The sequence below is a fragment of the Nonomuraea sp. NPDC003560 genome (genome assembly GCF_042878785.1).
Taxonomy (GTDB): Bacteria; Actinomycetota; Actinomycetes; order Streptosporangiales; family Streptosporangiaceae; genus Nonomuraea.
Map to the genome: position 1 here is coordinate 277,273 of NZ_JBIAOF010000011.1, position 11,124 is coordinate 288,396.

Annotated in this window: 9 protein-coding genes; 3 read left to right on the forward strand and 6 right to left on the reverse strand. The window is 71.3% G+C overall.

From position 1 onward, the window contains the following. Positions 1-22 precede the first annotated feature (22 nt). The gene (locus ACFYUV_RS36840; RefSeq protein WP_358294425.1) at positions 23-412 is read right to left on the reverse strand and encodes a VOC family protein; all 390 of its coding nucleotides are present in this window, start codon (positions 410-412) and stop codon (positions 23-25) included. 262 nt (positions 413-674) lie between these two features. Here ACFYUV_RS36840 and ACFYUV_RS36845 point away from each other — a divergent pair, with 262 nt between their 5' ends. Continuing rightward, the gene (locus tag ACFYUV_RS36845) at positions 675-1,094 is read left to right on the forward strand and encodes a spore-associated protein A (RefSeq protein WP_358294424.1); all 420 of its coding nucleotides are present in this window, start codon (positions 675-677) and stop codon (positions 1,092-1,094) included. 54 nt (positions 1,095-1,148) lie between these two features. On the opposite strand, the gene ACFYUV_RS36850 is transcribed toward ACFYUV_RS36845, so the two are convergent. Genes ACFYUV_RS36850 through ACFYUV_RS36870 form a run of 5 tightly spaced genes read right to left on the reverse strand, consistent with a single transcriptional unit; the run spans position 1,149 to position 8,159 of the window. After that, on the reverse strand, positions 1,149-1,769 hold the full coding sequence (locus ACFYUV_RS36850; RefSeq protein WP_352352909.1) for a phosphotransferase: 621 nt from the start codon (positions 1,767-1,769) through the stop codon (positions 1,149-1,151). 48 nt (positions 1,770-1,817) lie between these two features. Next, positions 1,818-2,498, reverse strand: coding sequence for a respiratory nitrate reductase subunit gamma (gene narI, locus ACFYUV_RS36855; RefSeq protein WP_387677196.1), 681 nt, complete (start codon positions 2,496-2,498; stop codon positions 1,818-1,820). Further along, the gene (narJ, locus tag ACFYUV_RS36860; RefSeq protein ID WP_387677199.1) at positions 2,495-3,049 is read right to left on the reverse strand and encodes a nitrate reductase molybdenum cofactor assembly chaperone; all 555 of its coding nucleotides are present in this window, start codon (positions 3,047-3,049) and stop codon (positions 2,495-2,497) included. Before narJ ends, narI begins: the two co-directional genes overlap by 4 nt. Next, the gene (gene narH, locus ACFYUV_RS36865; protein ID WP_387677202.1) at positions 3,046-4,647 is read right to left on the reverse strand and encodes a nitrate reductase subunit beta; all 1,602 of its coding nucleotides are present in this window, start codon (positions 4,645-4,647) and stop codon (positions 3,046-3,048) included. The genes narJ and narH overlap by 4 nt, the downstream gene beginning before the upstream one ends. Then, positions 4,647-8,159, reverse strand: a complete 3,513-nt coding sequence (locus ACFYUV_RS36870) for a nitrate reductase subunit alpha (protein ID WP_387677204.1) — start codon at positions 8,157-8,159, stop codon at positions 4,647-4,649. The genes narH and ACFYUV_RS36870 overlap by 1 nt, the downstream gene beginning before the upstream one ends. Positions 8,160-8,204: 45 nt before the next feature. Here ACFYUV_RS36870 and ACFYUV_RS36875 point away from each other — a divergent pair, with 45 nt between their 5' ends. Continuing rightward, entirely contained in the window at positions 8,205-9,380 is a 1,176-nt protein-coding gene (locus ACFYUV_RS36875; protein ID WP_387677207.1) for a nitrate/nitrite transporter, read from the forward strand. A 55-nt stretch (positions 9,381-9,435) separates the two neighbouring features. Next, a complete protein-coding gene (locus ACFYUV_RS36880; protein WP_387677210.1) occupies positions 9,436-11,124 on the forward strand; it encodes an ABC transporter ATP-binding protein in 1,689 nt (562 codons plus the stop codon).

Below are 11,124 nucleotides of genomic sequence, written 5' to 3' on the forward strand. Positions count from 1 at the left end.
GTGCGCGGTCACGCGGGACGGCTCAGGGGTGCGGGGCCGTCCCGGCGCGCTCCGCGGCGCTGCGCAGGACGCAGAACTCGTTGCCCTCGGGGTCGGCGAGCACCGCCCAGCCGGTGCCGTCCGGCTCGCGCAGGTCGGCGATCAGGGTGGCGCCCCGGCGCACCAGGCGCTCGACCTCCTCGTCGCGCGTGGAGTCGGGACGCAGGCACAGATGCAGCCGGTTCTTGGCCGCCTTCGGCTCCGGCACCTTGTTGAAGTGCAGGATCGGGCCCTCCTTCAGCATCACCCGCGTCTCCTCGTCACCCGGGCGGTCCTCCGGGTGGACGGGACAGCCGGTCACCTCGCTCCAGAACCGGGCGAGCTCGTACGGATCCGCGCAGTCGATCGCGACATTCTGCAATACCGACACCATGCTGGGATCCTGCCCCAAGGCAGGGCGCATGTCGCAGGAGACCCGCCCGGTGTTCGGCGACGCTGTGGCGGAGATCACGCGGCTCGCCGCGGCGCTGGGATGACCCCGCCGCACCTGCGCGGTCGCTCCCGGGACGAGCCGGAAGGCCGTGGATTACGGGGGAACCGAAATCGCATTTGTGTGTTGTTCGCCTGCTGTTCGCTTTCTTGATCACTCGCTGCGCGAAGCTGACGGGCGTTCAAGAGCGACAGTAAGGATGAACATGCGCACGATCACCAAGACGCTCTTCGCCGCGGGCGTGCTCGCCTGCGGTCTGGCCGCCGCTCTGCCCGCACAGGCCGCCGTCGCCGCCGTGGACCCGGCCGGCGTGTGCGGGTCCGGGTTCCGCGTCATCGACTCGCACCCGTTCAAGTCCGGCAGCACGGCGCTGGGCACGATCTACCTGTCCTACAACTCCGGCACCGGCAAGAACTGCGTGGTGACGGTCAACAAGACGCCGTACACGCGGTGGATGCGGGCGACGCTGAGCGTGCAGGGCGGCGCGACCAAGACCGACGCCGGTGAGTTCAAGTCGTACGCCGGGCCGGTGATCCTGTCGGCCGTGGACACCTGCGTCAAGTGGGGCGGCGCCTGGGACGAGTCGCCGTACGTGTGGACCAGCGGCTGGAGCCACTGCGGCTGATCCCCGTCAGGACGTCCGGGCCTCGCTCCCGGGGCTCGGGCACCGCGGGACGCGTCAGGCGCTCCAGGCGGCGGTGCGGTCGAGGCGCTCGCGCCACAACTTCTCGCCGCCCCCGCCCGGCTCCCACCGGCCGCAGAACTCCAGCAGGTCGCGGCAGCGCGCCACCATCGACGCCTGCCGCTCGGCCCAGGACGGCACCGGCCCGCCGTAGGCGTCGAAGAAGCGCGGCAGCAGGGAGACGTGCTCGGGGTGGTGGCTGCGGACGATCCACTCGCACCAGGCGAGGTCCTCCACCGGCCGGCCCGGATGGGCCCACTCCCAGTCGAGGATCGCGGTGGTCTCGAACGTGGCGGGGTCGAACAGCAGGTTCTGGGGCCCGTAGTCGCCGTGCACGATGCCGAGGCGGTGGATGCGGGCCAGGACGCGGCCGCACTCGGCCAGCACCTCGGCGGCGCGGCCCTCGTCCAGCAGGTCCTGGCCATGGGCGCCGGCCACGAAGCGGGTGGTCAGGCTCGTGGCGGTGATCTGGTGCACGCGCGGAACCGGGAGCCGGCCGCGCAGCCGGCGCAGGTATCTGCTCTCCGTGCCCAGCCTGAAGGCGGCCTCCGGGCCCTGGTAACACTTGACGACCAGAGCGCCGTCGCCGACCGTGCTGTTGGTGTACCCGTGCTCCACAGCCAACGATTCTGACGCACCGGCCCCCGTTCCGGGCGGCGCGGCGCGCTATCGGGACCGGGCCCGATACACGATGTAAGGGCGGAACAAATAGGTGATCGGTGCCGAAAGGGCGTGCACGAGGCGGCTGAACGGGAAAAGCACGAACAACGCCATCCCGATCACGGTGTGCACCTTGTAAAGGATGCTCGCGTGCCCCATCGCGGTGGCGTCCGGGTTGAGCACGAAGACGCCGCGGAACCAGGGGGCGACCGTCGTCCGGTAGCTCACCTCGCTCGGCACGAACCCCGCCACCGTCGTCACCACGCCCGCGACGATCGACGCGGCGAGCACCACGTACATGGTCTTGTCGTTCTTCGTCGTGGCCAGGAAGACGGGCCCGTTCGTCCGGCGGCGGTAGACCAGCAGGGCCAGCGCCACCAGTGTGGCCAGCCCGGCCAGGCCGCCCCAGATCAGGGCGTTGGCGTGGTACGCCTCGTTCGACACGCCGATCGCGTCCGTCCAGGAGAGCGGGACGAGCAGGCCGGTCACGTGCCCGATGATCACGAAGATCAGGCCGTAGTGGAACACCGGGCTGGCCACGCGCAGCAGCGGGCTCTCGTAGAGCTGCGACGACCGGGTGGTCCAGCCGAACTTGTCGTACCGGTACCGCCAGATCAGGCCGCCGATGAAGATCACCAGGGTGACGTACGGCGCGACCACCCACAACATGCTCTCGCCCCAGCTCACCGGTACCCTCCCACGGTCTCGGCGGGTGGCCCCCCGGCGGCCAGGCGGTGCGCCGCGGCGCGTTCGGCGGCCGTGGGCGGCGGCAGCGCCGCGCACACCACCCCGACCACCTCCGCGTACGGCGAGCCCAGCTCGGTCAGGGCGGACAGCAGCAGATCGAGCCCGATGCGATGCTCCCGCAGCAGCGCCACGCCGGACGGGTCGAGCGCCGCGAACTCCAGCACGACCGGCAGGAAGTCGGGCAGCTCGTCGTCCATCAGCTCCCAGCCGGCCACGCGGTAGCGCTGCTTGAGCGCGGCCAGGGACGCCCCGCGGCGGCGGGTGTCGCCGTCGGTGTAGTAGGTCAGGTAGAGGCAGCAGCGCCGGTGCAGGTCGAACGTGTCGACGTAGTGCGCGGCCAGGTCGCCCGCGTCCATGTCCGCGATCCGCGCCAGGAACGCCGCGAAGTGCGGCTCGGCGGCCTCCCTGATCAGCGGCAGGCGGCGGTGGAAACGTTCGTCGGGGTAGGCGAGCAGGTGCGCGGCGGCCTGCCAGATCACGGCCTTGTTCATGATTTTCCCTTTTTCGGCGGGAAGAGTCCTGCTGGGATGCCCCGGCCGTCCCAGTTGAGGAGGTTCACCCGGTCGTGGGTGATCTCGTCGCTGGTCTGGCGGTCCTTGAGGCCGTGGAAGGACTCGACGGAGACCGGCAGCGGCTTGCCCGACGCCTCCCCGAAGGGGGCCTGCATGCCGGGGCCGCCGTAGTAGTCGAGGCTGCAGCCGGCCTCCTCGACCACGCCGGGCACGTTGCCGTACGCGGTCGGGATCACGTACCGCTCCTCGTACTTGGCCAGGGCCAGCAGGCGGTACATGGCCCTGATGTCGTCCTCGGTCAGGCCGGTGTCCGGCAGGACCGGCTCCTGCCCCAGGTTGACCCCCCGCATGTACGAGCGCATCGCGGCCAGCCGGCGCAGCGCGGCCGTCACCGGGACGGGATCGCCCGCGGTGAACAGCTCGGCCAGGTACTCCACGGGGATGCGCAGCGACTCGATGGCGGCGAACAGGTTGTCCGCGTCCTCGCCGTCGTGCCCGGTGTTCGCCAGGGCGTCCACGACGGGGGAGAGTGGCGGGACGTACCAGACCATCGGCAACGTCCGGTACTCCGGATGCAGGGGGAGCGCTATGCGATATTTCGTGATCAGGTCGTATACGGGGGATCTGCGGGCCGCCTCGATCCAGTCGGCGGGCAACCCCGACGCGGCCACCACCGGGTCGTCGGGGTCGACGAAGACGCCGAGCTGGGCCTCGTACAGGTCCCGCTCGTCCGCCACCGAGGCGGCCTGGCTCACCCGGTCGGCGTCGTAGAGCAGCACCCCGAGGTAGCGCAGGCGGCCCACGCAGGTCTCCGAGCACACCGTCGGCAGCCCCACCTCGACCCGCGGGTAGCAGAACGTGCACTTCTCGGCCTTGCCGGTCCGGTGGTTGAAGTACACCTTCTTGTACGGGCACCCCGTCACGCACATCCGCCAGCCCCGGCAACTGTCCTGGTCCACCAGGACGATCCCGTCCTCGGCCCGCTTGTACATGGCCCCCGACGGGCAGGAGGCCACGCAGGACGGGTTCAGGCAGTGCTCGCAGATGCGCGGCAGGTAGAACATGTACGCCTGCTCGAACTCCAGCCTGACCTGCTCCGACAGCTTCCCCAGCACCGGGTCGGGGGACGGGTCGCCGCCCAGGTTGTCGTCCCAGTTCGCGCTCCAGCGGATCTTCATGGGCTCGTTGCTGATCAGCGACCGCGGCGGCGCCACCGGGACGTCGTCGGACAGCGGGGCCCGGGTCAGGTTCTCGTAGTCGTAGGTCCAGGGCTCGTAGTAGTCCTGGATGGAGGGCATGAGCGGGTTGGCGAAGATATTGGCCAGCTTGCGGAACCGGCCTCCGGCGCGGAGTGTCAGCCGGCCCCTGCGGTCGAGCTTCCAGCCGCCCCGCCAGCGTTCCTGGTCCTCGTACCGGCGGGGGTAGCCCTGGCCGGGGCGGGTCTCGACGTTGTTGAACCAGACGTATTCGACGCCGGGACGGTTGGTCCAGGTCTGTTTGCAGGTGACGGAACAGGTGTGACAGCCGATGCACTTGTCCAGGTTCATCACCATGGCGATCTGAGCCATGATCTTCATCAGTAGCGCACCTCCTGCGACCTGCGGCGAATGGTGGTGACCTCGTCCCGCTGGTTGCCCGTGGGGCCGAGGTAGTTGAAGGCGTACGAGAGCTGGGCGTAGCCGCCGATCATGTGCGTGGGCTTGATCAGCACCCTGGTCAGCGCGTTGTGGATGCCGCCGCGGCGGCCGGTCTCCTCCGACTTCGGCACGTCGATCAGGCGGTCCTGGGCGTGGAACATGTAGACCGTGCCCTGCGGCATGCGGTGGGACACGATGGCCCTGGCCACCACGACGCCGTTGCGGTTGACCGCCTCGATCCAGTCGTTGTCGGCGATGCCGAGCCGGGTGGCGTCCTCGGTGGACATCCAGATGGTCGGGCCGCCGCGCGACAGCGACAACATGAGCAGGTTGTCCTGGTACTCGGAGTGGATCGACCACTTGGAGTGCGGGGTCAGGTAGCGCAGGGTGGCGCTCTCGCCGAAGAGCTCGGCCATGTCCAGCGGCGGGCGGTAGACCGGCAGGGCCTCGCCGTACTCGTGCATCCAGTCGTGGTCGAGGAAGAAGTGCATGCGGCCGGTGAGCGTGTGCCAGGGCTTGCCGTTCTCGACGTTGATCGTGAACGGCGAGTAGCGGCGGTCGTGCGCCTCCTTGCCCGACCACTCCGGGCTGGCCGCGACGTGCGTGGGCCGGGCCTGGGTGTCGGCGAAGACGATGCGGTGGCCCTCGTCCATCAGGTCGTCGAAGCTGCGGCCGGTGCGCCGGGCGAGCTGGCGGAAGCCCTGGGCGGCCAGCCTGCCGTTGCTCACCCCGGACAGCGCGAGGATCGTCTCGCACGCCTTGGCGTCGGTGTCCAGCTCGGGGCGGCCCTTGGCCACGCCGCGCGGCACCAGGCCGCAGCGCTGGCCGAGCCAGGTGACCTCCTCGTCCGGCATGAAGGTCACGCCCTTGACCTGGAGGCCGAGCCGCTCGGTGAGCGGGCCGAGCGCGGCCAGCTGCTCCGCGACCGCGCCGTAGTCGCGCTCGACCACCTTCAGCGTCGGCTCCGGCGCGCCGGGCGCGCGCCCGCCGGGCTGCCCGGTCTCGCCCGGCGTGTCGTGCTGGTACGGGACCACCACGACGTCCTTGCGCACCCCCAGCCGCTCCTTGGCCAGCGCGCTGAAGGCCCTGGCGATGGCGTGGAAGGCGGCGAAGTCCGTCCTGGTCTCCCAGGGCGGCGAGATGGCCGGGTTGAACGCGTGCACGAACGGGTGCATGTCCGTCGAGGACAGGTCGTACTTCTCGTACCAGGTGGCGGCGGGCAGCACGATGTCGGAGTAGACCGTCGAGGACGTCATCCGGAAGTCCAGCGTGAGCAGCAGGTCCAGCTTGCCCCTCGGCGCCTCGGGGTCGGGCTGCTCCAGGTTGGACGTGGCGCCGAGCAGGTGGTGCAGGAAGTACTCGTTGCCCTTGGCCGACGAGCCGAGCAGGTTCGACCGCCACAGGGTCAGCACCCGCGGCCAGTTGGCCGGGTCGTCGGGGTCCTCGGCGGCGTGCCGGAGCCTGCCCCGCCGCAGCTCCTCCAGCGTGTACGCCACGGGGTCCTCGTGCTCGCCCAGCTCCAGCGGGTTGCGGTCGAAGGCGGGCGACATGGGCATCCAGCCGTTGCGCACGGCCTCGGCCACCAGGTCGGCCGTGTGCCTGCCGCGGAACGCGCCGGGCCCGAGCGGCGAGGTCAGCGCGCCCGCGTCGAACCGGTCGTAACGCCACTGGTCGGTGTGCAGGTACCAGTACGGCGTGCCGGGCGCCTGCCGCGGCGGGCGCGACCAGTCGAGCGCGCCGGCCAGCAGCGCCCAGCCGCTCTGCGGACGGCACTTCTCCTGGCCGACGTAATGGGCCCAGCCGCCGCCGTTGCGCCCCTGGCAGCCGGTCAGCAGCAGCAGCGACAGGAACGCCCGGTAGATGGTGTCGCCGTGGAACCACTGGGTGGCGCCCGCGCCCATGATGATCATGCAGCGGCCGCGGGTGGTCTCGGCCGTCCTGGCGAACTCACGGGTGATCTTGACCACCCGCTCGGCCGGGACGCCGGTGACCGGCTCCTGCCAGCCCGGCGTGTACGGCTCGGCCGCGTCGTCGTACCCGCCGGGCCAGATCCCCGGCAGGCCGGGCCTGGGGACGCCGTACTGGGCGAGCAGCAGGTCGAACACCGTGGTCACCAGCCGTCCGCCGACGCGGGCGACCGGCACGCCGCGGCGCAGGGAGCCCTCGCCGTCGAAGCGCGGCAGCAGGAGCTGGGCCGACTCGCCGCCGTACAGGGTGAGCTTCGGGTCGACGTCCAGGTCGAGGTTCCAGCGGCCCTCGCCCGAGTCGGTCCAGCGGAAGCCGACCGAGCCGTTCGGGACCACCGGCTCGCCGGACCCGGCCATGAGCACGGTCTTCCACTCGGCCGCCTCCTCCGCCGAGCCCAGGTCCTTGGCCGTGAGGAACTTGTCCGGCACGTACGCGTCCTCGTGCTCGCGCAGCGTGACCAGGAAGGGCAGGTCGGTGCAGCGCTTGACGTAGTCGGTGAAGTAGGGCACCTCCCGGTCGACGAAGAACTCCTTCAGCAGCACGTGGCCCATGGCCATGGCCAGGGCGCCGTCCGTGCCGGGACGCACGCTCAGGAACTCGTCGGCGAACTTGGCGGCGTCGCTGTAGTCGGGCGAGACCACCACGACCTTCTGGCCCCGGTAGCGCGCCTCGGCCATCCAGTGGGCGTCCGGCGTGCGGGTGACCGGGACGTTGGAGCCCCACATCACCAGGTACGCGGCGTCCCACCAGTCGGCCGACTCCGGGACGTCGGTCTGGTCGCCGAACACCTGCGGCGAGGCCACCGGCAGGTCGGCGTACCAGTCGTAGAAGGAGAGCATCGTGCCGCCGATCAGCGACACGAACCGGGAGCCGACGGCGTGCGAGACCATCGACATCGCCGGGATGGGCGAGAACCCCGCGACCCGGTCGGGCCCGTACGCCTGGATGGTGTGCACGTGCGCCGCGGCGATCATCTCGACGGCCAGGTCCCAGGTCACCCGGACGAGCCCGCCCCGGCCGCGCGCCCCCTGGTAGCTCGCCCGCTTCTCCGGATCGGTGGTGACCTCGGCCCAGGCGGCCACCGGGTCGCCCAGCCGCTCCCGCGCCTCCAGGTAGAGCTGGACCAGCACGCCCCGCGCGTACGGGTAGCGGATCCGGGTCGGCGAGTAGGTGTACCAGGAGAAGGCCGCCCCGCGCGGGCAGCCGCGCGGCTCGTACTCCGGCCGGTCGGGGCCCACGCCCGGGTAGTCGGTCTCCTGCGTCTCCCAGGTGATGATGCCGTCCTTGACGAACACCTTCCACGAGCACGAACCCGTGCAGTTCACGCCGTGCGTCGAGCGCACCACCTTGTCGTGGCTCCACCGGTCGCGGTAGAACGCGTCGCCTTCCGTGCCGCCTTTCAGGTAGAGAGTCCGCAGGTCACCACTGGTGGCCGATCTGCGGAGGAACCGACCGGTCTTCAGCAGGAGATCCTCGGCGCTCATACCCCCACTTCATCACAGAAGGTGACCCTCTGTTACACAGGGTGTATGTCTGCGCTTCGTAAAGGTCAGGTGCGGAACCTGGCGCTGGCCACGGCGGCCTTCGCCGTGACGTTCTGGGCCTGGAACCTCATCGGTCCCCTGTCGGGCAGTTACAGCAGGCAGCTGCGCCTGTCCGCGACACAGACCTCGCTGCTGGTCGCGATCCCGGTGCTGGTCGGCTCGCTCGGCCGCATCCCGGTGGGCGTGCTGGCCGACCGGCTCGGCGGGCGGCGCATGTTCGCGGTCATCTGTTTCGTGTCGATCGTGCCCGTCCTGTTCGTGGGCTGGTCCGAGTCGTACGGGTGGCTGCTGTTCTGGGGGTTCCTGCTGGGCGTCCCCGGCACGTCGTTCGCCATCGGCATCCCGTTCGTCAACGCCTGGTACGAGCCCGCCCGCAGAGGGTTCGCCACCGGCGTGTTCGGCGCCGGCATGGGCGGGACCGCGCTGTCGGCGTTCTTCACCCCCCGCCTGGTGGAGGAGTTCGGCCGGTTCGCGACCCACCTGCTCATGGCCGCGGTGCTCGCGCTGATGGGCGTGATCATGATCGGCGGCAGCCGCGACTCGCCCGCCTGGTCGCCCGCCACCGCCCCGGCCCTGCCCAGGATGCGCGAGGCGACGAAGCTCAGGGCCACCTGGCAGTGCGCCTTCCTGTACGCCGTCACCTTCGGCGGCTTCGTGGCGTTCTCGACATACCTGCCGACCCTGCTCCAGAACGTCTACCACTTCGCCCAGACGGGCGCCGGGCTGCGGGCGGCCGGGTTCTCGATCGCCGCCGTCGCCGCCCGGCCGATCGGCGGCACGTTGTCCGACCGGATCGGGCCGGTCAGGGTGCTGCTGATCTCGCTGGCCGGGACGGTCGTGATGGCGGTCGCGCTGTCGTTCCGGCCGCCCGCCGAGGTGCCCGCCGGGGCCTGCTTCGTGCTCATCGCCTTCTTCCTCGGGCTCGGCACGGGCGGCGTCTTCGCCTTGGTCGCCGAGCTCGTCGAGGCGTCGAAGGTGGGGACGGTGACGGGGCTCGTGGGCGCGGCCGGCGGGCTCGGCGGGTACTTCCCGCCGCTGGTGATGGGGGCCGTCTACGGCGCGTCCGGGTCGTACACCGTGGGCTACCTGCTGCTCGCGCTGACCGCCCTGGTCACGTTGATCTACACCGTGCGCACGTTCCGGCACGTGCCCGATCGTTAGCCAGGCGAAAAACCGTTTGCCGGGCCGGGCGCCGGCTTGTCAACCTTGTCAGACCATGCGCTCCCTTCCTGAGGCTGATCCCGGCCTGCCCGACATCCGCAGCCCGCTCCGCTACCTGTGGTGGAACGCGCGGCGTCAGGCGCGTGCCTTGCTCGCCGGCATCGGTTTCGCCACCCTGTGGTGGCTGGTGCAGGCGCTCGTGCCCGCGGTGCTCGGCAAGGGCATCGACGCGGTCACCGCCAAGGACACCCGGGCGTTGCTGACCTGGGCGTCGATCCTGCTCGGGCTGGGGCTGCTGCAGGCGTTCACCGGGATCATGCGGCACCGGATGGCGGTGTTCAACTGGTTGTCGGCCGCCTACCGCACCGTCCAGCTGACCGCGCGGCAGGCCGCCAGGCTCGGGGCGACGCTGCCCAAGAAGGTCTCGACCGGTGAGGTCGTCAGCGTCGGCAACTCCGACATCGCCCACATCGGCAGCTCCATGGACATCCTGCTGCGCGGCACCGGGTCCGTGGTGGCCATCGTCGCGGTCACCGTGATCCTGCTGACGACCTCGGTCCCGCTCGGGCTGCTCGTGCTGTTCGGCGTGCCGCTCATGGCGCTGGCCGTCTCGCCGCTGCTCAAGCCGCTGCACCGGCGGCAGAAGCGGCAGCGCGAGCTGACCGGCGACCTGTCCACCAGGGCCGCCGACATCGTGGCCGGCCTGCGGGTGCTCCGCGGCATCGGCGGCGAGCAGGTGTTCGCCGGCCGCTACGGCGAGGAGTCCCAGCGCGTGCGGCACGCCGGGGTGGGCGTGGCCCGGGTCGAGTCGCTGCTCGAAGGCGCCCAGATCCTGCTGCCCGGCCTGCTCATCGCGGTCGTCACCGGCATCGGCGCCACGTTCGCGGTCGGCGGCGAGATCAGCACCGGCGACCTCGTCGCGCTCTACGGCTACGCCGCCTTCCTCATCGGCCCGCTGCGCACCTTGACCGAGGCGGCTGACAAGCTCACCAAGGGTCACGTCGCGGCCCGCCGCGTCATCCGGATCCTGGCCATCGAGCCCGAGGTCGCCGGCGGCACCGAGACCAGCGGCGGCGGCGTGCTGCGCGACTGCTACAGCGGCGTCACCCTCCAGCCCGGCATGCTCACCGCCGTCGCGGCCGACGCGCCCGAGGAGGCCGCCGCCATCGCCGACCGCCTCGGCCGGTACGCGCCCGGCGACGTCACCTTCGGCGCCGTCGAGCTGGCCTCGCTGCCCATGGCCGAGATCCGCGCGCGCATCCTGGTCGCCGGCAACGACGCCCGCCTGTTCACCGGCAGGCTCAGGAACGAGCTCGACGTCCGCGACGCGGCCACCGACGAGGACGTGCGCGCCGCCCTGCACGCCGCCTGCGCCGAGGACATCGTCGAGGCGCTGCCCGACGGCCTCGACGCCCAGGTGTCCGAGGCAGGGCGCGAGTTCTCCGGCGGCCAGCAGCAGCGGCTGCGCCTGGCGCGGGCCCTGATCGCCGACCCCGAGGTGCTCATCCTGGTCGAGCCCACCAGCGCCGTCGACGCCCACAGCGAGGCCCGCATCGCCGAGCGGCTGGCCAAGGCGCGCGCGGGCCGCACCACCATGATCTGCACGACCAGCCCGCTGGTGCTCGACCGGGCCGACCACGTGGTCTACGTGGCCGGCGGCCGGGTGCTGGCCGAGGGGACACACCGGCACCTGCTGGACGCGTCCCCCGAGTACGCCGCGACCGTGACCCGAGGGGAGGGCTGA